The 23,349-nt window shown below is 61.3% G+C and carries 17 protein-coding genes and 1 pseudogene; 12 read left to right on the top strand and 6 right to left on the bottom strand.

Features of this window, described 5'->3' with window-relative positions:
• Positions 1 to 325: 325 nt before the first annotated feature.
• From K5Y35_RS14425 to edd, 4 genes are all read right to left on the bottom strand, one after another.
• Positions 326 to 1,795, bottom strand: coding sequence for an ATP-binding protein (locus tag K5Y35_RS14425; protein WP_128616502.1), 1,470 nt, complete (start codon positions 1,793 to 1,795; stop codon positions 326 to 328).
• Positions 1,785 to 2,516, bottom strand: coding sequence for a response regulator (locus tag K5Y35_RS14420; RefSeq protein ID WP_123467146.1), 732 nt, complete (start codon positions 2,514 to 2,516; stop codon positions 1,785 to 1,787). Before K5Y35_RS14420 ends, K5Y35_RS14425 begins: the two co-directional genes overlap by 11 nt.
• 180 nt (positions 2,517 to 2,696) lie before the next feature.
• Positions 2,697 to 3,656 carry a glucokinase gene (locus K5Y35_RS14415; RefSeq protein WP_186746672.1) on the bottom strand — a complete coding sequence of 320 codons (960 nt, stop codon included), beginning with the start codon at positions 3,654 to 3,656 and terminating at the stop codon, positions 2,697 to 2,699.
• Positions 3,653 to 5,479 (bottom strand): phosphogluconate dehydratase, encoded by a 1,827-nt coding sequence (gene edd / locus K5Y35_RS14410; protein ID WP_222832214.1) that lies wholly within the window; start codon positions 5,477 to 5,479, stop codon positions 3,653 to 3,655. Before edd ends, K5Y35_RS14415 begins: the two co-directional genes overlap by 4 nt.
• Positions 5,480 to 5,699: 220 nt before the next feature.
• Here edd and gap point away from each other — a divergent pair, with 220 nt between their 5' ends.
• From gap to K5Y35_RS14370, 9 genes and pseudogenes are all read left to right on the top strand, one after another.
• Complete coding sequence (gene gap, locus K5Y35_RS14405) at positions 5,700 to 6,701, top strand: type I glyceraldehyde-3-phosphate dehydrogenase (RefSeq protein ID WP_222832213.1); 1,002 nt, start codon at positions 5,700 to 5,702, stop codon at positions 6,699 to 6,701.
• Positions 6,702 to 6,901: 200 nt separating this feature from the next.
• On the top strand, positions 6,902 to 7,429 hold the full coding sequence (locus K5Y35_RS14400; protein ID WP_123467156.1) for an RNA polymerase sigma factor: 528 nt from the start codon (positions 6,902 to 6,904) through the stop codon (positions 7,427 to 7,429).
• Positions 7,430 to 7,529: 100 nt separating this feature from the next.
• Positions 7,530 to 8,495 (top strand): FecR family protein, encoded by a 966-nt coding sequence (locus K5Y35_RS14395; protein WP_123467158.1) that lies wholly within the window; start codon positions 7,530 to 7,532, stop codon positions 8,493 to 8,495.
• Between the two features lie 123 nt (positions 8,496 to 8,618).
• Entirely contained in the window at positions 8,619 to 11,204 is a 2,586-nt protein-coding gene (locus K5Y35_RS14390) for a TonB-dependent receptor (RefSeq protein ID WP_222832212.1), read from the top strand.
• Between the two features lie 111 nt (positions 11,205 to 11,315).
• On the top strand, positions 11,316 to 11,912 hold the full coding sequence (locus K5Y35_RS14385; RefSeq protein WP_222832211.1) for a biliverdin-producing heme oxygenase: 597 nt from the start codon (positions 11,316 to 11,318) through the stop codon (positions 11,910 to 11,912).
• A gap of 163 nt (positions 11,913 to 12,075) precedes the next feature.
• Complete coding sequence (locus K5Y35_RS14380; RefSeq protein ID WP_123467163.1) at positions 12,076 to 12,465, top strand: YbaN family protein; 390 nt, start codon at positions 12,076 to 12,078, stop codon at positions 12,463 to 12,465.
• Between the two features lie 179 nt (positions 12,466 to 12,644).
• A pseudogene (locus K5Y35_RS28205) lies at positions 12,645 to 13,943 on the top strand (cache domain-containing protein); the annotation flags it as partial.
• A 150-nt stretch (positions 13,944 to 14,093) separates the two neighbouring features.
• A complete protein-coding gene (locus K5Y35_RS28200; RefSeq protein WP_371260381.1) occupies positions 14,094 to 14,849 on the top strand; it encodes a methyl-accepting chemotaxis protein in 756 nt (251 codons plus the stop codon).
• A gap of 191 nt (positions 14,850 to 15,040) precedes the next feature.
• On the top strand, positions 15,041 to 16,390 hold the full coding sequence (locus tag K5Y35_RS14370; protein WP_222832209.1) for a CoA transferase: 1,350 nt from the start codon (positions 15,041 to 15,043) through the stop codon (positions 16,388 to 16,390).
• A gap of 143 nt (positions 16,391 to 16,533) precedes the next feature.
• Here K5Y35_RS14370 and K5Y35_RS14365 read toward each other — a convergent pair whose 3' ends face one another.
• Together K5Y35_RS14365 and arcD (K5Y35_RS14360) are read right to left on the bottom strand one after the other, a co-directional pair.
• Positions 16,534 to 17,430 (bottom strand): DNA-3-methyladenine glycosylase family protein, encoded by an 897-nt coding sequence (locus K5Y35_RS14365; RefSeq protein WP_222832208.1) that lies wholly within the window; start codon positions 17,428 to 17,430, stop codon positions 16,534 to 16,536.
• Entirely contained in the window at positions 17,427 to 18,854 is a 1,428-nt protein-coding gene (arcD, locus tag K5Y35_RS14360; RefSeq protein ID WP_186746688.1) for an arginine-ornithine antiporter, read from the bottom strand. The genes K5Y35_RS14365 and arcD (K5Y35_RS14360) overlap by 4 nt, the downstream gene beginning before the upstream one ends.
• 606 nt (positions 18,855 to 19,460) lie before the next feature.
• Between arcD (K5Y35_RS14360) and arcD (K5Y35_RS14355) the strand changes: the two genes are divergently transcribed.
• From arcD (K5Y35_RS14355) to K5Y35_RS14345, 3 genes are all read left to right on the top strand, one after another.
• A complete protein-coding gene (gene arcD, locus K5Y35_RS14355) occupies positions 19,461 to 20,888 on the top strand; it encodes an arginine-ornithine antiporter (RefSeq protein ID WP_222832207.1) in 1,428 nt (475 codons plus the stop codon).
• 34 nt (positions 20,889 to 20,922) lie between these two features.
• Complete coding sequence (gene arcA / locus K5Y35_RS14350) at positions 20,923 to 22,179, top strand: arginine deiminase (RefSeq protein WP_123467175.1); 1,257 nt, start codon at positions 20,923 to 20,925, stop codon at positions 22,177 to 22,179.
• 69 nt (positions 22,180 to 22,248) lie between these two features.
• Positions 22,249 to 23,259, top strand: coding sequence for an ornithine carbamoyltransferase (locus tag K5Y35_RS14345; protein ID WP_222832206.1), 1,011 nt, complete (start codon positions 22,249 to 22,251; stop codon positions 23,257 to 23,259).
• The last annotated feature ends 90 nt before the right edge of the window (positions 23,260 to 23,349 follow it).

The following is a 23,349-nucleotide window of genomic DNA, read 5'->3' as shown; positions in this document are numbered from 1 at the left end:
AAAGAGCAGCCCTCACCCCAGCCCTCTCCCGGAGGGAGAGGGGGCCGACCGCACGATACTGAAGAGTTACGTCGACCTGAAAATGCTGTACCGAATCCACAATCGACTCAATGCATCAGGTCGGCGCAATTCGAATGAACAACGCGCTCAGTCCCCTCACCCTGGGAGAGGGAGCCAACCGAGGTGTAATAAGCTTTCCGCCGACGTGAAATACCGAGTCGATTATGGATTCGGCGTTGTACGGTCAGGTCGGCGTATCTCTGCAGCATCCCCCGATCAGTCCCCTCTCCCCTGGGAGAGGGCTAGGGTGAGGGGCTCTTTTGAGCTAATCCACCGAGCGCGGCAGTTGCAGGGTCACGCGCAACCCACCCTCACGCAGGTTCTGCAACGTCACCTCACCGCCATGGCTATGGGCGATGTTGCGCGCAATGCCCAAACCCAGACCATAACCCTGCTGCTGCCCCGCCAGACGAAAGTGTGGCTCGAACACCTGCTCCAGCCGCTGCTCCGGCACACCCGGGCCTTCATCGTCGACGTGCAGGACAAACGCGCGCTCATCGTCGTCGATGTGCAGATGAGCGTTCTGCCCGTATTTCAACGCGTTGTCGATCAGGTTACCGATGCAGCGTTTCAGCGCCAAAGGCTTGCCCGGATACGTCGCCAGCGCCTTGCCTTGCTGCGTCACGCGGCCATTGCCGTTGGGCGCCAGATATGGCTCCACCAGGCAGTCGAGCACATGGTTCAAGTCCACCGGCTCGATGTTTTCGTGGATATCGGTGTCTTTCACGCACTGCAATGCGCCTTTGACCAGCAACTCCAGCTCATCCAGATCGCGGCCGAACTTGGCTTGCAGTTGCTCGTCCTCCAGCAGCTCGACGCGCAAGCGCAGGCGGGTGATCGGCGTGCGCAGATCATGGGAAATCGCACTGAACAACTGGCTGCGTTCGGTCAGGTAGCGGCTGATACGTTCGCGCATGGTGTTGAACGCACGGCCCACTTCCACCACTTCGCTGCCGCCGCCCTCGGCCACCGGTTCGACGTCGGCGCCCAGCGACAGATCCCGCGCCGCCCGCGCCAGGCGCTTGAGCGGCCGGCTCTGCCAGTGCACCAGCAGACCAATGAACAACAGCAAAAAGCCGCTGGTGAGCACGATGAACCATACCTGCTGCGCCGGCAGACCTTGTTCTTCAAGACTGGTGTAGGGCTCAGGCAACAGCGAGGCGATGTACAGCCATTCGCCCGGCGCCATCTGGATCTGCGTGACCAGCACTGGCGGGTTCACCGGTTCCAGGGTCAGCGCGTAATGCGCCCAGGAGCGTGGCAGTTCGTCGAGCTTCAGGCCGGCATTGAAGATGCGCAGATCTTCAGGACTGACGAAGGTCACCGAGATATCGGTGTCATTGCCCAGCGACTGGCGCAGCACTTCATCGACCGCTTTCATCACCGCGGCCTTGCGCGGGGTGACCGGCAGCACATCCATGCCCAGCGGTTTGTCGTTAAGCGTCACCACGAACCGCGTGCCGCCCATGCTGCGCAATTGATCCAGCACCAGAGGCCGATAAGCCACCGGCAACGAGCGAAAGTAACTGACGCTGGCGGTCATCGAATGGGCGAGGCTGCGGGCGCTGGTGACCAGCCCTTCAAGCTGCGTGGCGCGCAGTTGCGAGACCCAGATCACACTGGACAACGTCTGTGCAAACAACACCGCGAGCAAGGTCAGCAGCAACATCCGCCCGAGCAGCGAACGCGGCACCGGCACCCTGGCGGCAAGTTTGCGCAGCGACTCAGTGACCATTGCCGGCAACCACGTTGGCTGCCAGTTGGTAGCCGCTGCCGCGTACGGTGCGAATCAGTCGTGGCGGTTTTTCCGTGTCGCGCAGGCGTTGGCGTAACCGGCTGACGGCCATGTCGACGATGCGATCGAGCGGCATCAGGTCGCGGCCACGGGTGGCGTTACCGATGGTGTCGCGGTCGAGGATTTCCTGCGGGTGATCGAGAAACAGCTTGAGCAGGGCGAAGTCGGCGCCGGAAAGAATCACTTCCTCACCGTCGGTGTGGAACAGCCGATGGCTGACCATGTCCAGCCGCCACTCGTCGAAGGCCAGCACTTCACTGCCGCTGCGTTCGTGGGCGAACTGCGCGCGACGCAGCAACGCCTTGATCCGTGCTTGCAGTTCGCGAGGGCTGAACGGTTTGCCGAGGTAGTCGTCAGCGCCGAGCTCCAGACCGATCACCCGGTCGGCCTCGTCGGAACTGGCGGTGAGCATGATGATCGGCACCTGGGCCTGACGCGGATGCTGGCGCACCCAGCGGCAGAGGCTGAAGCCGTCTTCGTCGGGCAGCATGACATCGAGGATCACCAGGTCGCTCGGCGCCTCGTTGAGGGCCTGGCGGAAACTGGCACCATCGGCGGTGGCCCGTACCTGGAACCCGGCACGGGTCAGGTAGGTTTCCAGCAACTCGCGTATTTCCTGGTCGTCATCGACCAACAATATCGACTTGTTGACTGAGCTCACTTCGAAGGCATCCTTGTTGTTGGAATTGGGGCGGATTATGCCTTAAGCATCAAACTAACAAACACCACAGAACCACTGTGGGAGCGAGCTTGCTCGCGAAGGCGTCATTACATTCAACATTTGGGTTGACTGATACTCCGCATTCGCGAGCAAGCTCGCTCCCACAGGGGGGATTGCATTTCAGGTTGGGATTGATTGGTCCAGGGCCACACCGGCACCAACGAGGCCGGAATACGGCGCTGTCACCAGCCACACCGGAATGCCCTTGAAGTAATCGCTCATGCACCCTTTGTCAGCAAAGCTGCGGGCGAAACCGCTTTCGAGGAAGAAATCGGCAAAGCGTGGAATCACACCGCCAACGATATACACCCCGCCACGTGCACCCGTGGTCAACACGTTGTTACCCGCGACGCGTCCGAGCCAGCAGCAGAACTGCTCCAGCACTTCCAGCGCAATCGGATCACCCGCAAGGCCAGCTGCCGTAATCGCTTCCGGCGTGTCGAGTACGGGCTCGTGCCCGTCCACCGCGCAGATCGCCCGGTACACCCGCGGCAAGCCGCCACCGCTCAACGCGGTTTCCGCGCTGACATGGCCGATTTCGTTGTGGATGTGCTGCCAGAGTTGAGTTTCACGCGGGCTGCTCAATGGCAGATCGACGTGACCGCCCTCCCCCGGCAACGCCGCGAAACGACCTTCACCGAGATCCAGCAACGTGCCGACGCCAAGGCCAGTGCCCGGACCGATCACCACCGCCGGACGCAACGGCTCCGGCGTGCCTTCGCAAACCACGCGGAATTCGCCCGGCTGCAAGCGGGTCATGCCCAGCGCCATCGCCGAGAAGTCATTGACCAGCAACAACTGCTCGACCTGCAAGGTCTGGCAGAACGCCGTACGGCTCAGGCGCCAGTGGTTGTTGGTGAACTTGAATTCATCGCCACTGACCGGACCGGCCACCGACAGGCACACCGAACCGATCGAACCCGGCGCCAGACCGAGGCCGCTCAGATAGAGGCTGATGGCCTCCTCCGGGCTGGCATGGTCGGCCGTGGCCAGCACTTGAACCGATTCCAGTTGCTGGTTTTTCCACAACGCGAACCGCGCGTTGGTGCCTCCGATGTCACCGACCAAAGCCAGTTTCAATTAAGCGTCTCCAGGGCAGAAGTGAAGGCGCTGGCGCCCTGCTCCGCCGAGCTGAAGGCCAAACGCATGAAGCCAAACAGTTCGCGGCCGCTGCCGATGTTGTTGCCCAACAGGCCTTTGGCGGGTTCGCGCGCTGCGAATTCGGCGGCGTCGACCTTGAGTTCCAAAGTACCTTTGACGCCGTCGACGCGGATGATATCGCCCTCTTGCACCCGCGCCAAAGCACCACCGACATAAGCCTCGGGGCTGACGTGAATCGCCGCCGGGATTTTCCCCGACGCGCCGGACATGCGCCCGTCAGTCACCAGCGCCACTTTGAAACCGCGATCCTGCAGCACGCCAAGGAACGGCGTCATCTTGTGCAACTCGGGCATGCCATTGGAGCGCGGGCCCTGGAAGCGCATCACCGCGACAAAATCCTTCTCCAGCAAACCGGCCTTGAACGCGTCTGCCAGATCCTGTTGATCCTGGAACACCATCGCTGGCGCCTCGACGATCTGGTTTTCCAGCGCGACGGCGGAGACTTTCATCACCCCGCGACCGAGGTTGCCCTCCATCACCCGCAAGCCACCCTCTGACGAGAATGCGCGAGCGACCGGTCGCAGGATGTTTTCGTCGAGGCTGTCGGTCGGGCCTTCACGCCATACCAACTGGCCGTTATCGAGGAACGGCTCCTTGGTGTACTGGCTCAGGCCGTGGCCGAGCACGGTGTTGACGTCTTCGTGCAGCAGGCCGGCTTCGAGCAGTTCGCGGATCAGGAACGACATGCCGCCAGCGGCCTGGAAGTGGTTGATGTCGGCTTTGCCGTTCGGGTAGACGTGGCTCAGGGTCGGCACGACTTCGGAGAGGTCGGCCATGTCCTGCCAGGTGAGTTGAATACCCGCGGCCATGGCGATGGCCGGCATGTGCAGGGTGTGGTTGGTCGAGCCGCCGGTGGCGTGCAATGCGACGATCGAGTTGACCAGCGCCTTCTCGTCGACGATTTCGCCGATCGGCATGAAGTTGCCGTTCTGCTTGGTCAGGCGCGTGACCTGATGCGCGGCTTCGCGGGTCAGGGCATCGCGCAGCGGCGTGTTCGGGTTGACGAACGAGGCGCCCGGCAAGTGCAGGCCCATGACTTCCATCAGCAACTGGTTGGTGTTGGCGGTGCCGTAGAAGGTGCAGGTGCCCGGGCTGTGGTAGGACTTCATCTCCGATTCCAGCAGCTCTTCACGGGTCGCCTTGCCTTCGGCGTACTTCTGCCGCACGTCGGCTTTTTCCTTGTTGGAAATCCCCGAGACCATCGGTCCGCCAGGGACGAAGATCGTCGGCAGATGACCGAAACGCAGCGAACCCATCATCAGGCCCGGGACGATCTTGTCGCAGATGCCGAGCATCAGCGCGCCATCGAACATGTTGTGCGACAGCGCCACCGCCGTGGACATGGCGATCACTTCGCGGCTCGGCAGGCTCAGCTCCATGCCCGGCTCCCCCTGGGTCACGCCATCGCACATGGCGGGCGTGCCGCCGGCGAACTGGCCGACCGAACCGATTTCGCGCAGGGCATTTTTGATCTGTTGCGGAAACACTTCGTATGGCTGGTGCGCCGAGAGCATGTCGTTATACGACGAAACAATGGCGATGTTCGCCGAGTTCATCATCCGCAGGCTGTGCTTGTCTTCGCTGCCGCACCCGGCCACGCCGTGGGCGAAGTTGGCGCATTGCAGCTTGCCGCGCATCGGCCCGTCAGTGGCGGCGCCGCGAATCAGTGCAAGGTAAGCCTGACGCGTGGCGCGGCTGCGGGCGATAAGCCGTTCGGTGACCTCAAGGACGCGGGGATGCATGTGTAGAACTCCAGGCTAACGGATGTGGCGACCTGATTGTCTATGCTGATCAAACGCCGATGTTGTTGGAATGACAGACGGCTTTTTTGACCATTCGGACCAGTTGATTCAGGTCACTCGTTGTAGATAAAACAAAATATTGCCACTAAAAAGGCTTGTTTTCTATTTTTATGCGAATAATCTTGTAATTCCAACAACAAAACGACGGCGGCGCTGTTCAATGACTCTTCGAATCGCAATCAATGGTTTTGGCCGCATCGGCCGTAATGTCCTGCGCGCACTGTATACCCAAGGCTATCGACAGGATTTGCAGATCGTCGCCATCAACGATCTGGGCGACAGCTCGATCAATGCCCATCTGCTCAAATACGACACCGTTCACGGCACGTTCGACGCGCAAGTCGAGCATGACAATGAAAGTCTGACCGTCAACGGCGACCGCATTGCGGTCAGCGCGATCCGCAACCCGTCCGAACTGCCATGGGCGGCGGAAAAGATTGATGTGGTGTTCGAATGCACCGGTCTCTTTACCGATCGCGCCAAAGCGGCCGCGCATATTACGGCCGGTGCACGCAAAGTGATCATCTCGGCCCCGGCCAAAGGCGCCGACGCCACCGTCGTTTATGGTGTTAACCACGACATTCTGCGCCAGTCGCACCAGATCATCTCCAATGCATCGTGCACCACCAACTGCCTGGCGCCCGTGGCGCAGGTGCTGCACCGCGAGCTGGGCATCGAAAGCGGTCTGATGACCACCATTCATGCCTACACCAACGACCAGAACCTGACCGACGTCTACCACACCGACCCGTACCGCGCACGTTCGGCCACGCAGAACATGATCCCGAGCAAGACCGGCGCCGCTGAAGCGGTGGGCCTGGTGCTGCCGGAACTGGCGGGCAAACTGACCGGCATGGCCGTGCGTGTACCGGTGATCAACGTATCGCTGGTGGACCTGACCGTGCAGCTGAAAAAGGAAGCCAGCGCCGACGAAGTCAACGCGCTGATGAAGGCGGCCAGCCAGCACTCGAAAATTTTGGGTTACAACACGTTGCCGCTGGTTTCCAGCGACTTCAACCACAACCCGCTGTCGTCGATCTTCGACGCCAACCACACCAAAGCCAGCGGCAAACTGCTGAAGGTGCTGGCCTGGTACGACAACGAGTGGGGCTTCTCCAACCGCATGCTGGATAACTGCCTGGCGCTGTGCAACGCCGAGTAATCTCAAGTAATCCCCCTATCCCTGTGGGAGCGAGCTTGCTCGCGAAAGCGGTGGGTCAGTCGCTAGTTGAATTGGCTGACACTACGCCTTCGCGAGCAAGCTCGCTCCCACAGGGTTTCGATTTCAATTTGAAATCAACACTTGACCATTGAGCTAGATGATAAATATTATCATTCGCTCAAAATGGATCAGGTTTCCCCGTGAGTCAGTCGCGCTTCCACCACGTCTTCCTCACGCAGCGCACTTCGCTGCTGCGTACGCTGGAACGGATGGTCAACAACCACAGCACCGCCGAAGACCTGCTGCAGGAAACCTACCTGCGCGTGACGCGGGCGTTGAGCGAGCGGGCCGTCGATCACCTCGAACCCTTTGTCTTCCAGACTGCACGCAATCTGGCGCTGGATCATTTGCGTGCGCGCAAGATTCACTCGCGAACCATGGTCGACGACGTGCCGCAGGATGTCGTGCACAGCGTCGCTGCCCCCGCCAGCAGCGCCGAAGACGCCGCCCACGCCGAACAATTGCTGGAGCGCCTGAACGTGAGCCTCAGTCAACTCAGCCCCCGCCAGCAACAGATTTTCATCCTCAGCCGCCTGCACGGGCACAGCTATCAGGAAATCGCCGACGAGTTGAACGTGTCCCTCAGCACCGTGCAGAAGGAACTCAAGCTGATCATGTCGATCTGCATCGGTGTCGCTGAACGACACGACAGCAGCGGCAAGCTGTAAGCTTCAGGCCCCAAGTAAAAACCAAAAGCAGTACACGCATCTGGCTTGCAGCTTGCGGCTTGAAACTTGAAACTGCTTTGCAAAAGCTCGAGGACACACCGTGACGGACACCCACCGCCCGCCTTCGCCCGCAACGGCGCAGGACGCCGCCCGTGCAATGGACCAGGCTCTGGACTGGCTCATCGTGCTCGGCAGCCCGGACGAGGAGCAGACCCGGCAGTTCCACGCCTGGCTGGCGGCCGATCCGTTGAATGCCGAGGCGTTCGCCAAGGCTCAGGCGATCTGGGACGGCCCGCAAGTGGTGCAATGCGCGCAGAGTCTCGCTGCGCAGCCTGCAAAAATCACTGTCCTCAAACGTCTGCGTCCGCACTGGAAACCACTGGCCACCGCCGCCGTGCTGATCCTCGGCCTGTTCAGTTTCAGCAACCTGCCGATGCGCCTCCAGGCCGATCACCTGACCGTGGTCGGCGAGCGTCAGCGCCTGCAACTGGAGGATGGCTCCAAGGTGCTGCTCAACACCAACTCCGCATTCTCCAGCACCATCAACGAGCGCCAGCGAGTAGCACGGCTGTATCAGGGCGAAGCGTTTTTCGAGGTCGCCGCCAACCGTGCTCAGCCACTGGAAATCGACGCCGGCCCGGTACAGGCCAGCGTGCGCGACACCGCGTTCGCCGTGCGTTATCTGGACGGCGTGGCGCAGGTCAATGTGCAACGCGGCGATGTCGATCTGCGCGCCACCCACAACGATGCACGGGTGCGGTTGTCCGCCGGGGAGAGCATCCGCATCGGCCCCAACGGTTTTGATCGCCCGGCCAAGCTCGATGCCACCACCGACCTGGCCTGGGTCCAGGGCCGGCTGGTGTTCGAGAACTGCCCGTTGAATCAGGTCCTGGCGGAACTGCGCCGCTACTACCCGGGCTGGATCATCAACACCAACGAGGAGCTGGCCGACGTCAACGTCACCGGTAACTATCGCCTCGACCAGCCACTGGACGCAGTGCGCTCCCTCGCCCACATCACATCGGCGCGCCTGCAGGAATTCCCGGCGCTGGTGATCCTGAACTAAATGAGAATTATTTTTACTCGATAGCGAAAGTCCGTTCGTCTCGTTATAGCCAATGCAATTGATTCGCATCTTCTGATGCGGATCAGCAACCTATAAAGATTCGTGCGACACGGAGCGCTATCGATGTCCTCTCGCCTTACCCGCCAGACTGCTTCCCCTTCCCGCGTATTGTCGCTGCTGACGGCCGCCATCCTCATGGCCGGCACTGCACCGCTGATGGCTGCCACCGAACAACCGGCGCGCAACATGGGTGATTATTCGTTCTCGATCGGCCAGCAACCGCTGGTGTCGGCGCTCAATGCCTTCACCGCCGTGACCGGTTGGCAGGTCGGCTTGCCGGCGGAACTGGGTCAGGGTGTGTCCTCGCCGGGCGTGCGTGGCTCGCTGCCACCGGAAAAAGCCCTGGAGCGTCTGTTGGTGGGGACCAATCTGAGCTTCCGCAAAATCAGCAACAACAACGTCGTACTGGAAAAACGCAACGCCAGCGGCACGCTCAATCTGGATCAGGTGACCATCAGCGCCACCCGTCAGGAGCAATCGGTCAACAGCGTGCCGGCCACCGTCACCGTGCAGACCCGCCAGGATCTGGACCGCAACAACGTCAACACCATCAAGGATCTGGTGCGCTACGAGCCGGGCGTGTCCGTCGGCGGTGCCGGCCAGCGCGGCGGCATCAGCGGCTACAACATCCGTGGTATCGACGGCGACCGCATCCTGACGCAAGTCGACGGTGTGGAAGTGCCGGACGGTTTCTTCAACGGCCCGTACGCCAAGACCCAGCGCAATTACGTCGACCCGGAAATCGTCAAACGCGTGGAAATCCTTCGCGGCCCGGCCTCGGTGCTGTACGGCAGCAACGCCATCGGCGGCGCCGTCAGCTACTACACCCTCGACCCGGACGACATCATCAAGCCCGGCAAGGACGTCGGCGCGCGCCTGAAAACCGGCTACAGCTCCGCCGATGACAGTTGGCTGAAATCCGCCACCGTCGCCGGCCGCGCCGAGCAGTTCGACGGCTTGCTGCACTACAGCCAGCGCGACGGCCATGAAACCGACTCCTACGGCAGCAACAACGGCACCGGTCTGCAACGCACCGCCGCCAACCCGGAAGACGTCAACGCCTACAACGTACTGGCCAAGATCGGCTGGAACTACAACGAAGATTCGCGTCTGGGCCTGACCTACGAAAAGTACAAGGATGATCGCGACACCGATCAGAAAAGTGCTTATGGCGGGCCGTACTTCAATGGCGCACCGACCATTCCGAATAGCGTACTGCCCGGCGGCATGTATCAGTGGCGGACCGGCAACGACACCATCACCCGTGAGCGTTTCGGCATCGAGCACTCGTTCGCCCTCGACAGCCTGCTGGTCGACAACGTGAAGTGGAGCCTCAACCACCAGATCGCCAAGACCGACCAGAGCACCACCGAGTTCTACTACCCGATCACCCGTAAAGTGCTGCGCACCCGTGACACCCTTTACGAAGAAAAGCAGTGGGTGTTCGACGCTCAGCTGGACAAGGCCTTCGCCATCGGCGAGACCGATCACGTCCTGACTTACGGCACCACCATCAAGCAACAGAAAGTCACCGGCTCGCGCAGCGGCAACGGCACGTGCCTGGCCGTCGGTCGTGGCTGCACCGCCATTGGTGCGACCAGTAGCGCTGACGTGCTGGCCAAGGCCACCGACTTCCCGGACCCGACCATCAACACCTACAGCGTGTTCGCTCAGGATCAGATCAACTGGAACAACTGGACCTTCCTGCCGGGCCTGCGCTACGACTACACCCAGCTCAAACCGCACATCACCCAGGAATTCCTCAATACCGTGGCGGCTGATGGCCAAGGCACGGTCAGCGACGAGAACAAGACCTGGCACAAAGTCTCGCCAAAATTCGGCCTGACCTACGCCCTGACCGACCACTACACCTGGTACGGTCAGTACGCCGAAGGTTTCCGCACGCCGACCGCGAAAGCCCTGTACGGCCGCTTCGAAAACACCACCACCGGTTATAGCGTGGCGCCGAACCCGGACCTCGAACCGGAAAAAAGCAAAAGCTACGAAACCGGTCTGCGTGGCCAATTCGAACAAGGCTCGTTCGATGTGGCGGTGTTCTATAACAAGTACCGCGATTTCATCAACGAAGACGCTGTGACCCCGGGTCGCAACGAACTGACCTTCCAGTCGGCCAACATCAAGCACGCCACCATCAAGGGCGCGGAAGTCAAAGGTCGCTTGAATCTGGATGCGTTTGGTGCCCCGCAAGGCCTCTACACCCAAGGCTCGATCGCCTACGCCTACGGTCGCAACAACGACAACGGCGAGCCACTCAACAGCGTCAATCCGCTGACCGGCGTGTTCGGCCTGGGTTACGACCAGGACCACTACGGCGGCCTGCTGAGCTGGACCGTGGTGAAGAAAAAGGACCGCGTCGACGACAGCAACTTCAAGTCGCCGGATGGCGTCAGCAGCCAGTTCAAAACCCCGGGCTTCGGCATTCTTGATCTGGCCGGGTACTACAAAGTTACCGACGACGTCACTGTCAGCGGCGGCATCTACAACCTGACCGACAAGAAATACTGGCTGTGGGATGACGTGCGCGGTTACGACAGCGTCGGCGAGGCCTCGGTAACGCAACCGGCCAACCTCGATCGCCTGACCCAACCGGGCCGCAACTTCGCGATCAACCTGATCTGGGACATCTGATCCGGTCAACCTCACGGCGTGTGTTCAGGCACCGCGCCGTGAGGTTTTTTTACGCTTGCACGTTGCCTTGTTCGTCTCGTTATCAAGCGCCTCTTTTATCAAGGACATGTCATGACCATTTCGGAAAAAGCCCTGCGTTCACAACGCCTGAACCAGATCACCCACGAGCCGCACAGCAAGCTCGACGCCCTGGTCAAAGCCCACGCGCCGTTCGAGACCCGCGCCAGCTTCGCCCGTTTTGTGGTGGCGCAGTACCTGTTCCAGTCGGAACTGGTCGACCTCTACAACGACGCTGAACTGAACACCATCGTCCCGGATCTGCCGGCCCGTTGCCGCGCGGAAGCGGCCAAGGCTGATCTCGCTGATCTGGACACCGAAGTCCCGGCGCCAGTGGCGGGTGCCGTGGCCAACCCGAGCAAGGCCCGCGCCCTGGGCTGGCTGTTTGTTTCCGAAGGGTCAAAGCTCGGCGCGGCGTTCCTGATCAAGCGCGCCGTCGCGCTGGAGCTGAGCGAAAGCTTCGGTGCCCGTCACCTCGGCGAGCCAGAAGGCGGCCGTGCCGAAGGCTGGAAGCGCTTTGTGCGTACGCTCGATTCGCTGCAGTTCAGCGCTGAAGAAGAGGCTGAAGTCGAGCAAGGCGCACTGGATGCGTTCAACCGCTTCACCGTGCTGCTGGAACAGGCTTACGCCACCGAAGCAGAACCGGCCTGACTAACACAACACACGACCCTGTGGGAGCTGGCTTGCCAGCGATGGCGATAGATCAGTCAATACGATGTCGACTGTCCCACCGCTATCGCTGGCAAGCCAGCTCCCACAGGGATCTCTGCAAGCCTGTAGAATCCCCGTTTCGCCTCACTGCAATCCCGAGCCCATGCCGCAACCCGCCTCCTCGAAACTCGCCCGCCTGCTGTTCGGCCTGCTGGCCTACGTCAGCCTCGGCATTGGCCTGATTGCCATCGTCGTGCCCGGCCTGCCGACCACCGAGTTCATCCTGCTCGCCGCCTGGGCCGCGACCCGCAGCTCGCCGCGCCTGAGTGCCTGGCTGGAAAACCATCGGCTGTTCGGGCCGATCCTGAGCAACTGGCGCAACGGCAAGATCATCGCGCGTAAAGCCAAGGTCAGCGCCACGGTCAGCATGCTGCTGTGCGCGACACTGATGCTGATCATGCTCGATCACGGCTGGCCGGTTTACCTGGCGATTGCCGGGATGAGCCTGGGCAATCTGTGGATCTGGTCGCGCCCGGAATCTATCCCTGCCTGATTCCCTCGCCACAAAAGCCTCATCAGCACAAAAACACTCCGGCGTTCATCAGCCTGAAACTTCCCTGTAATTAATCGCCTTTTCAGCACAATCCCCTGCGCAAACGTTTAGCGCTGACCGTTCGTCGGCAACGTCCTCATGCACCTGCTTCAGGCGCCGATTGCATGGCATGGCGCTGAATGGATTTGGCGAAACGGGTCGTGCGTACCCGAAGCCACCCGTTTATTCATTCACGAGATCGCCCCATGTTCGACTCTCTCTCCATTCGCCTGAAAATCGTCCTGCTCTCCGGTCTGTGCCTGCTCGGTGTGGTCGCGTTGATCGTCGGCATGAACATTTACCAGACCAACCAGAACGACGAACTGGTCAGCGACTCCAGCAACAAGTTGCTCACCGCCAGCGTGCAGAACCTGTTGCAGGCCAAGGCTGCGGAACAAGCAGTGCGGGTGCAGAAAACCTTCGGCGAAAGCCTGACGGTGATCACCGCCCTCGCCGACCAGATCAAGGACATGCGGGTGATGGCCGCCAAGCGTTCGCTGGACGCCGGCGCCCTGCGCGAAGAGCTGAACCTGAGCCTGAAGACCGCCTTCGAGCGCAACGACAAAGTGCTCGGCATCTGGCTCGCCTTCGAACCCAACGGCCTCGACGGCAAGGACAGCGAGTTCGTCAATGACGCCGCACGCCAGTCCAACGAAGCCGGGCGTTTCGCGACGTATTGGAGCCGCGCTGCCGGCTCGGCGCTGAACACGATCATGGTCGAAGAAGACATGACCAAGACCACCCTCAGCCTCAGCGGCACGCCGTACAACAGCTGGTACACCTGCCCTCGCGACAACAAGCGTACCTGCCTGCTTGACCCGTACGCCGACACCGTCGGTGGCAAGGAAATGCTCATGACGACCATTTCCGTGCCGCTGATCGTCGACGGCAAGGCCATTGGCGTGGTCGGGGTCGACATCGCCCTCGACGCCCTGCAAGCGGCCGCCGTGGATTCCCAGCGCAACCTGTTCAACAACGCCGGGCACATGCTGATCGTCTCCGGCAGCGGCGTGCTCGGTGCCGACAGTTCCGACGCAACCAAGGTCGGCAAGAAAATCACTGACACCCTCGGCGCCGACGGCAAGGACCTGCTGCAACTGATCAACAGCGGCACACCGAAGATTCTCGAACAGGGCGAGCTGATTCGCGCCGTGTATCCGGTCGACCCGATTGGCAACTCGCGGGCCTGGGGCGTGGTCATCGACCTGCCGAAACAGGTGCTGCTGGCCGACTCGGTCAAGCTGCAAGCGGTGCTCGACGACGCGCAGGAAACCGGTGTGATCACCGCGCTGCTGGTCGCTGTGGTCGCCGGCCTGATTGGTCTGCTGCTGATCTGGCTGACCGCGTCCGGCGTCACCCGGCCAATCAACAGCGTTGCCGAAATGCTGAAGAACATTGCCAGCGGTGAAGGTGACCTGACCCAGCGCCTGAACTACAGCAAGAAAGATGAACTGGGCGAACTGGTGAACTGGTTCAACCGCTTCCTCGACAAGCTGCAACCAACCATCGCCCAGATCAAGCAGAGCATCACCGAGGCCCGGGGCACCGCCGATCAGTCTTCGGAAATTGCGCGCCAGACCAGTGAAGGCATGCAGGTGCAGTTCCGCGAAATCGATCAGGTCGCCACCGCGTCCAACGAAATGAGCGCCACCGCCCACGACGTCGCCAACAGCGCCTCGAACGCCGCCAACGCGGCCAAGGGTGCCGATCAATCGGCCAGGGACGGCATGTCGATCATCGAACGCAGCACCCGCGACATCAATCAACTGGCCGACGAAGTCAGCAAAGCGGTGACCGAAGTCGAAGCGCTGGCGGTCAACAGCGAGCAAATCGGCTCGGTGCTGGAAGTGATCCGCAGCATCGCCGAACAGACCAATCTGCTGGCCCTGAACGCCGCCATCGAAGCGGCCCGCGCCGGTGAGAGCGGCCGTGGTTTCGCGGTGGTGGCCGATGAAGTGCGCAACCTCGCCAAACGCACCCAGGATTCGGTGGAAGAAATCCGCATCGTTATCGAGCGCATCCAGACTGGCACCCGTGGCGTGGTCGCGACCATGCATTCGAGCCAGACCCAGGCCCACAACAACGCCGGGCAGATCCGTCAGGCGGTGGACGCACTGGGCAAGATCAGCGATGCGGTGACGGTGATCAGCGACATGAACCTGCAGATCGCCAGCGCCGCCGAGCAGCAGAGCGCGGTGGCCGAAGAGGTCAACCGCAATGTCTCGGCGATTCGCACCGTCACCGAGACACTGACCGAGCAAGCCACTGAGTCGGCGGCGATCAGCAGCCAGCTCAATGCACTGGCCAGTCAGCAGATGAAATTGATGGATCAGTTCCGCGTATAAGCCACATCGTTGAACCCTGTGGGAGCGAGCTTGCTCGCGAATGCGGTCTGCCATTCAATGATGATGTTGAATGTGATGACCTCTTCGCGAGCAAGCTCGCTCCCACAGTGGTGAGTGTTCACCCGCTGGCGTTTTCATCTGACTCGAGATTGTTTTGCACTATCATCGCCCTCTCTTCCGGAGGGCCTTCGATGACTGATCTGCTCACGTCCATTCAAGCCGCACTCGGCTTGCCGCACACGCCGATTCCCTTCACCGCACAGGGCGCCCTGCCCTCGGCATTCGCCGTCACCGACCTGGCCTGCGCGAGCATCGCCGCGGCCGGTCAGGCCGTCAGCGAACTGCTCCAGCAACAAACCGGACACTTGCCCGCCGTCGAAGTCGACCGAAGACTGGCCTCGTTCTGGTTCGCCACCTCGTTGCGTCCGATGGGCTGGGAAGTCCCACCACTGTGGGATGCGGTGGCCGGTGACTACGCGACCCGGGACGGCTGGATCCGCCTGCACACTAACGCCCCGCACCACCGCGCCGCCGCTGAACGTGTGCTCGGGGCCTGCGCCGACCGTGCCGCGATGGCAGCAAAAGTCGCGCAGTGGACCAGTGCCGATCTGGAACAAGCACTGGTCGAGGCCAAGGGCTGCGCCGCCGAAATGCGCAGTTGGGCGCAGTGGCAGCAGCATCCGCAGGGAATGGCGGTGAATGCCGAACCGCTGGTGCATGTCATCCATTCGCAGGCTGGAAACGTCAGTGTGTGGCAAGGCTCGGCGGCGCAACCGCTGGCCGGCCTCAAGGTACTGGACCTGACCCGCGTACTCGCCGGCCCTACCGCCAGCCGTTTTCTTGCGGGCCTCGGCGCGAACGTGCTGCGTATCGACCCACCGGGCTGGAACGAACCAGGCGTGGTCCCGGAAGTCACCCTTGGCAAACGCTGCGCTCGGCTGGACCTGCATGTTCCGGCAGATCGTGCGGTGTTTGAAAACCTGCTCAAGGACGCCGACATCCTGTTGCACGGCTACCGCGCCGACGCGCTGGAACACCTCGGTTTCGGCGCCGAGCGCCGCCGACAACTGGCCCCGGCGCTGATCGACGTCTGCCTCAACGCCTACGGCTGGAGCGGCCCGTGGCAGAACCGCCGCGGCTTCGACAGCCTGGTGCAGATGAGCAGCGGCATCGCCGAGGCCGGGCAGCGCTGGAAAACCGCTGACAAGCCAACGCCACTGCCGGTGCAGGCGCTGGACCATGCGACCGGGTATCTGCTGGCGGCGAGTGCGATGCGCCTTTTGACTGAACGTTTAAAGACTGGTCGGGGTGGCGCGGCGCGTCTGTCACTGGCGCGCACGGCGAAGTTGTTGATTGAGCATGGGCCGGGGACAAGCGAGGCGTTGCGCGCCGAAGATGCGCAGGATCAAAACTCAGTGTTGGAACAGACACCCTGGGGGCCGGCGCGCCGCTTGCTGGCACCGCTGAAGATCAGCGGAACGCCGCTGCAGTGGGCGTTGCCGGCCAGCGAATTGGGTACACATCGCCCACAGTGGTTTTAATAACAGCCCCTCACCCTGACCCTCTCCCCGAGGCGCGGGGACTGATTGGGGGATATTGAAGAGGTTCACCGACCTGAAAGATCGAAGTTGAATCCATAATCGACTCGATCGTTCAGGTCGATGTCTCACGAAAGACACCGCGGTCAGCCCCCTCTCCCTCCGGGAGACGGCTGGGCTGCGGGCACAGCGCTCAAAGACGTCCACAACACCTGCGCCGCATACCCGCGACAGGGTCGCCAGGCCTCAGCCCGATCAGCCAGTTCCCGCGCCGCGGGTCGCACACCTTCCAGCACCTCCAGCGCCCGCAACAACCCGACATCGCCATGGGGAAACCCGTCCATATCGCGCAACTGGCGCAACGCGATGTACTGCGCCGTCCACTCGCCGACCCCGTGCAATGCCAGCAAACGCGCCACGCCACTCTCGCGCCCCGGCTCGAACAACAGCGGATCTTCCAGCAGCGCCTGCGCCATGCCCGAAAGCGTCCGTCCACGACTTTTCGGCATGCCCAACGCCGCCAGATCAGCCGCCGCCAGCACCTGGACATCGGGAAATACTCGAGTCAAACCCGGTACCGCCGAGCACAACGGCGCGCCATATTGCGCCACCAGTTTCCCCGCCAGCCGGATCGCCGCGACCACGGTAATCTGCTGCCCGAGTACCGCACGAAAGGCCAGCTCCAGACCGTCCCACGCCCCCGGCACTCGCAGCCCCGGACGTTCGGCGATCAACCGCGCCAGTAACGGGTCGTCAGCCAGATGCCGGTGCATCGACGGCAGATCGGCATCCAGATCAAACAGCCGCCGCAGCCTCGCAACAATCTCGGGCAGTGCTGCCGGATCGGGAAAATCCAGCTCGACCTCTAGCGCATCGCCCCTCCCCGGCCAGACCGACAGCGTGCCGTGGACACCGTTCAAGCCGATGCTGCGCGAATACACGCCGTCCACCACGGTTTCCATGCCGACCACTGACCGTGCAGCGAGAAAGCCCAGCATCGCCGTCCAGTCATAGGGTGGCCGATAGGCCAGCATCAACCTCACAGCGACAGCACACCACTGTACAAACCGTACGCCGCCAGCCCGGCGCCGATGATCACGCAGGTGAAAATCGCCTTCTCGACATGGGTGAACAACGGCTCGCCCTGCTCACGCTTGGCCTTGGCGAACAGCAACACCCCCGGCGCATACAACAACGCCGACAGCAGCAGATACTTCACTCCGCCGGCGTACAACAACCACACCGCGTAGCACAGGGCGATGCCGCCGATCAGCAGGTCTTTGGTGCGCTCGGCCGACGCGTGCTCATAGGTTTCGCCGCGACCGCTCAACAGCACCGCGTACGCCGCCGACCACAAATACGGCACCAGAATCATCGACGAGGCCAGGTAAATCAGGCTGGTGTAGGTGCCTGCGGAGAACAGCGTGATCAACAGGAAAATCTGGATCATCACGTTGGTCAGCCACAGTGCGTTGACCGGCACGTGGTTCTTGTTTTCCTTTTTCAGGAACGCCGGCATGGTCTTGTCCTTGGCCGTGGCGAAGAGGATTTCCGCGCACAGCAATGCCCACGACAGCAACGCACCGAGCAGGGAAATCGCCAGGCCGACGCTGATCAACAACGCGCCCCACGGCCCGACAATATGCTCGAGCACCGCCGCCAGCGAAGGGTTCTGCAGGGTCGCCAGTTCCGGCTGGCTCATGATCCCCAGCGACAGCACGTTGACCAGCACCAGCAGCGCCAGCACCCCGATGAAACCAATCACCGTGGCGCGGCCGACGTCGCTGCGTTTCTCTGCTCGCGCCGAGTAGACGCTGGCGCCTTCGATGCCGATGAACACGAACACCGTGACCAGCATCATGTTGCGCACCTGGTCCATCACCCCGCCAAAATTCGGGTTGCTGTGGCCCCAGATGTCACGGGTAAAAATATCTGCCTTGAACGCCAGCGCCGCGATGACGATGAACATGATCAACGGCACGACCTTGGCCATGGTGGTCAACTGGTTGATCAGCGCCGCCTCCTTGATCCCGCGCATCACCAGAAAATGCACGGCCCACAACAACACCGACGCGCAGGCAATGGCGACCGGGGTGTTGCCCTGACCGAAAACCGGAAAGAAGTAGCCGAGGGTGCTGAACAGCAGGACGAAATAACCGACGTTGCCCAGCCAGGCGCTGATCCAGTAACCCCACGCCGACGAGAACCCCATGTAGTCGCCAAACCCGGCCTTGGCGTAAGCGTAGACACCGGAGTCCAGTTCGGGTTTGCGATTGGCCAGGGTCTGGAACACGAACGCCAGGGTCAGCATGCCGATGGCGGTGATGCCCCAGCCGATCAGGATCGCCCCGGCATCGGCGCGGGCCGCCATGTTCTGCGGCAGGGAAAAAATCCCCCCGCCAATCATCGAACCCACTACCAAGGCGATCAACGCCCCCAGTCGCAGCTTTTGCGTCGGTTGCGACATTCCAGTCTCCCTCTTCCTGACAAAGGTTCTCGAAACCTGTTTATACCTGTGGCGAGTTATACCTGTGGCGAGGGGATTTATCCCCGATGGGTGGCGAAGCCGCCCCAAAACCTGAGAACTCGTTCTGCCTGATGCACCGCGCTGAATGGATCTGGGGGGCTACGCCACCCATCGGGGATAAATCCCCTCGCCACAAGGTGTGTCTATTTCTGGGTATTAACTAAACGGATAAGCGTAAGTACGTTTATTGAATAACGCCAATCAACGCCTTTTATATATAGCCAACAACGCTAACGCATAACACGGTTAATCCGTTTTGTGCACCAATCCTGATTAATCGATTCTGTATTGAAAACAGATGCCAAAAATTTGCCAAAAGCTGAAAAGCAACTAGCGTGATAATTCGAAAGTAATAGGAGCAATTCCCAACCACATCTGCCAAAAGCCTCTGGAACAGGGCTCTTCAGGCAGCAGCTTTATGCCATCAGTCCTTTCTTAAGTCATTCATTAACAATGGAATGTGACCATGAACTGATCCAAGTCAGCTGTTTGCACAGATAACACCACTACGCTGTGAACTCTTCTCTCCTGCAATGGAGTTATGCAATGTCTGAAGCTCCCGGAAAACTACGACTCGGTGCACTCGTTGCATTGGTAGTCGGTTCAATGATCGGTGGCGGGATATTTTCGTTACCACAAAACATGGCCGCCAGCGCCGACGTCGGCGCGGTCCTGATCGGATGGGCCATCACCGCAGTCGGCATGCTCACCCTCGCTTTTGTCTTTCAGACCCTCGCCAATCGCAAACCTGACCTGGACGGCGGTGTCTACGCCTACGCCAAGGCCGGTTTCGGCGATTACATGGGTTTCTCGTCCGCCTGGGGTTACTGGATCAGTGCCTGGCTGGGCAACGTCGGTTACTTTGTTCTGCTGTTCAGCACCCTCGGGTATTTCTTTCCGGTCTTCGGCGAGGGCAACACCGTTGCTGCGGTGATCGGCGCCTCGGTGCTGCTGTGGGCCGTGCACTTCCTGGTGTTGCGCGGGATCAAGGAGGCGGCGTTCATCAACCTGGTGACCACCGTCGCCAAAGTCGTGCCGCTGCTGCTGTTCGTCCTGATCGCGGTCTTCGCGTTCAAACTGGACATCTTCACCGCTGATATCTGGGGCCTGAAAAACCCCGACCTGGGCAGCGTGATGAACCAGGTGCGCAACATGATGCTGGTCACCGTGTGGGTGTTCATCGGCATCGAGGGCGCGAGCATCTTCTCGGCGCGGGCGGAAAAACGCTCCGACGTGGGTAAGGCCACTGTAATCGGCTTCATCACCGTGCTGCTGTTCCTGGTGCTGGTGAACGTGCTGTCGCTGGGCATCATGACTCAGCCAGAACTGGCCAAGTTGCAGAACCCGTCGATGGCCGCCGTGCTCGAACACGTGGTCGGTCACTGGGGCGCGGTGCTGATCAGCGTCGGGCTGATCATCTCGCTGCTGGGGGCGCTGCTGTCGTGGGTGCTGCTGTGCGCGGAGATCATGTTCGCCGCCGCCAAAGACCACACCATGCCGGAGTTCCTGCGTAAGGAAAACGCCAACCACGTACCGGTCAACGCCCTGTGGCTGACCAACGCGATGGTGCAGATTTTCCTGATCATCACTCTGTTCTCGGCCAGCACTTACCTGTCGCTGATCTACCTCGCCACCTCGATGATTCTGGTGCCGTACCTGTGGTCGGCAGCCTACGCCCTGCTGATCGCGGTGCGTGGCGAAACCTACGAAGGCTTCGCGGCCGAGCGGCGCAAGGACCTGATCATCGGCGGCATCGCCCTGGTCTACGCGGTCTGGCTGCTGTACGCCGGCGGCGTCAAGTACCTGCTGCTCTCGGCCCTGCTGTATGCCCCCGGCGCGATCCTGTTCGCCAAGGCCAAGCTCGAACTCAAACAAGCGGTTTTCACCAACGTCGAGAAGCTGATTTTCGCCGCGGTGGTCGTCGGTGCCCTGGTGGCTGCCTACGGTCTCTACGACGGCTTCCTGACTCTGTAATTGCCCAAAATTTTATCTCTGGAGGATCACTGCAATGACCACGGAAAAAGTTAAGTACGGCGTCCATTCCGAAGCCGGCAAACTGCGCAAAGTCATGGTTTGCTCCCCAGGTCTGGCCCACCAGCGGCTGACCCCGAACAACTGCGATGAACTGCTGTTCGACGACGTGCTGTGGGTCGCCCAGGCCAAGCGCGACCACTTCGACTTCGTGACCAAGATGCGTGAACGCGGGATCGACGTGCTGGAAATGCACAACCTGCTGACCGACATCGTCGCCATCCCTGAAGCGCTGGACTGGATTCTCGACCGCAAGGTCACCGCCGACTCGGTGGGCCTGGGCCTGATCAGCGAAGTCAAATCCTGGCTGAAAAGCCTTGAGCCGCGGCACATCGCCGAGTTCCTGATCGGTGGCGTGTCGGCCGATGATCTGCCAGACAGCTTCGGTGGCAAGACCATCCAGATGTTCCGCGACTTCCTCGGCCACTCCAGCTTCATTCTGCCGCCGCTGCCGAACACCCAGTTCACCCGCGACACCACCTGCTGGATCTACGGCGGCGTGACGCTGAACCCGATGTATTGGCCGGCGCGCCGTCAGGAAACCCTGCTGACCACCGCCATCTACAAATTCCACCCGCAGTTCACCAACGCCGATTTCGAGATCTGGTACGGCGACCCGGACAAGGATCACGGCAGCGCCACCCTTGAGGGCGGCGACGTGATGCCGATCGGCAACGGTGTGGTGTTGATCGGCATGGGCGAACGTTCTTCTCGCCAGGCCATCGGCCAACTGGCGCTGAACCTGTTCAAGAACAAAGCCGTGGAGAAAGTCATCGTCGCCGGCCTGCCGAAGTCCCGCGCCGCGATGCACCTGGACACCGTGTTCAGCTTCTGCGACCGCGACCTGGTGACGATCTTCCCGGAAGTGGTCAACCAGATCGTCGCGTTCACCCTGCGCCCTGACGAAAGCAAACAGGGCGGCATCGACATTCGCCGCGAAGAAACCAACTTCCTCGACACCGTGGCCAAAGCCCTCAACCTGCCGAAGCTGCGCGTGGTGGAAACCGGCGGCAATAGCTTCGCCGCCGAACGCGAGCAATGGGACGACGGCAACAACGTGGTGGCCGTGGAACCGGGCGTGGTCATCGGCTACGACCGCAACACTTACACCAACACCCTGCTGCGCAAGGCGGGCGTGGAGGTCATCACCATCAGCGCCGGCGAACTCGGCCGCGGCCGTGGCGGCGGCCACTGCATGACCTGCCCGATCATCCGCGATCCAATCGATTACTAAACGACCATCTCCCCGGCCGCACCCACCCCGTCGCGGCCGGGCCGATTACCGAATCCAAGGAGAATCATCATGGCGTTCAACATTCACAACCGTAACCTGCTCAGCCTGGAACACCACACCCCACGTGAGCTGCGTTACCTGCTCGACCTGTCCCGCGATCTGAAACGCGCCAAGTACACCGGCACCGAGCAGCAACACCTGAAGGGCAACAACATCGCCCTGATCTTCGAAAAAACCTCGACCCGCACCCGCTGCGCGTTCGAAGTGGCGGCCTATGACCAGGGCGCCAACGTCACCTACATCGACCCGAACTCCTCGCAGATCGGCCACAAGGAAAGCATGAAAGACACGGCCCGCGTGCTGGGTCGCATGTACGACGCCATCGAGTACCGTGGCTTCAGACAGGAAATCGTCGAAGAGCTGGCGAAGTTCGCCGGGGTGCCGGTGTTCAACGGCCTGACCGACGAATATCACCCGACGCAAATGATTGCCGACGTGCTGACCATGCGTGAGCACGCCGACAAGCCGATCCATGAAATCAGCTACGCCTACCTCGGCGACGCCCGCAACAACATGGGCAACTCGCTGCTGCTGGTTGGCGCCAAACTCGGCATGGATGTGCGCATCTGTGCGCCGAAAGCCCTGTGGCCGCATGACGATCTGGTCGAGCGCTGCAACAAGTACGCGGAAGAAAGCGGTGCACGCATCACCCTGACCGAAGACCCGAAAGCCGCCGTCAAGGGCGTCGACTTCATTCACACCGACGTCTGGGTGTCGATGGGTGAACCGGTGGAAGCCTGGGCCGAACGTATCCAGCAACTGCTGCCGTACCAGGTCAACGCCGAACTGATGAAAGCCACCGGCAACCCGCGCACCAAGTTCATGCACTGCCTGCCGGCCTTCCACAACAGCGATACCAAGGTCGGCAAACAGATCGCCGAGCAGTATCCGCACCTGGCCAACGGCATCGAAGTGACCGACGACGTGTTCGAGTCGCCCGCCTGCATCGCCTTCGAGCAAGCGGAAAACCGCATGCACACGATCAAGGCGATTCTGGTCTCGACCCTGGCTGATCTGTAATTGATCGACACGGTCACTTGGGAGCTGGCTTGCCAGCGATAGCGGTGTGTCAGCCGACAGAAATGCTGACTGATACACCGCCATCGCGGG

This window comes from Pseudomonas sp. SC3(2021) (assembly GCF_019856535.1).
GTDB classification, from domain to species: domain Bacteria; phylum Pseudomonadota; class Gammaproteobacteria; order Pseudomonadales; family Pseudomonadaceae; genus Aquipseudomonas; species Aquipseudomonas monsensis.
Note: the sequence above shows the minus strand (reverse complement) of the source record. Positions and strands in the feature narration are given on the sequence as shown.

What these genes read in the sequence shown, in the direction of transcription:
- K5Y35_RS14425 (WP_128616502.1), bottom strand. Translation starts at nt 1,795, where the DNA reads ATGGTCACTGAGTCGCTGCGCAAACTTGCCGCCAGGGTGCCGGTGCCG.
- edd (WP_222832214.1), bottom strand. Translation starts at nt 5,479, where the DNA reads ATGCATCCCCGCGTCCTTGAGGTCACCGAACGGCTTATCGCCCGCAGC.
- gap (WP_222832213.1), top strand. Translation starts at nt 5,700, where the DNA reads ATGACTCTTCGAATCGCAATCAATGGTTTTGGCCGCATCGGCCGTAAT.
- K5Y35_RS14390 (WP_222832212.1), top strand. Translation starts at nt 8,619, where the DNA reads ATGTCCTCTCGCCTTACCCGCCAGACTGCTTCCCCTTCCCGCGTATTG.
- K5Y35_RS14385 (WP_222832211.1), top strand. Translation starts at nt 11,316, where the DNA reads ATGACCATTTCGGAAAAAGCCCTGCGTTCACAACGCCTGAACCAGATC.
- K5Y35_RS14380 (WP_123467163.1), top strand. Translation starts at nt 12,076, where the DNA reads ATGCCGCAACCCGCCTCCTCGAAACTCGCCCGCCTGCTGTTCGGCCTG.
- K5Y35_RS28200 (WP_371260381.1), top strand. Translation starts at nt 14,094, where the DNA reads ATGCAGGTGCAGTTCCGCGAAATCGATCAGGTCGCCACCGCGTCCAAC.
- K5Y35_RS14370 (WP_222832209.1), top strand. Translation starts at nt 15,041, where the DNA reads ATGACTGATCTGCTCACGTCCATTCAAGCCGCACTCGGCTTGCCGCAC.
- arcD (WP_186746688.1), bottom strand. Translation starts at nt 18,854, where the DNA reads ATGTCGCAACCGACGCAAAAGCTGCGACTGGGGGCGTTGATCGCCTTG.
- arcD (WP_222832207.1), top strand. Translation starts at nt 19,461, where the DNA reads ATGTCTGAAGCTCCCGGAAAACTACGACTCGGTGCACTCGTTGCATTG.
- arcA (WP_123467175.1), top strand. Translation starts at nt 20,923, where the DNA reads ATGACCACGGAAAAAGTTAAGTACGGCGTCCATTCCGAAGCCGGCAAA.
- K5Y35_RS14345 (WP_222832206.1), top strand. Translation starts at nt 22,249, where the DNA reads ATGGCGTTCAACATTCACAACCGTAACCTGCTCAGCCTGGAACACCAC.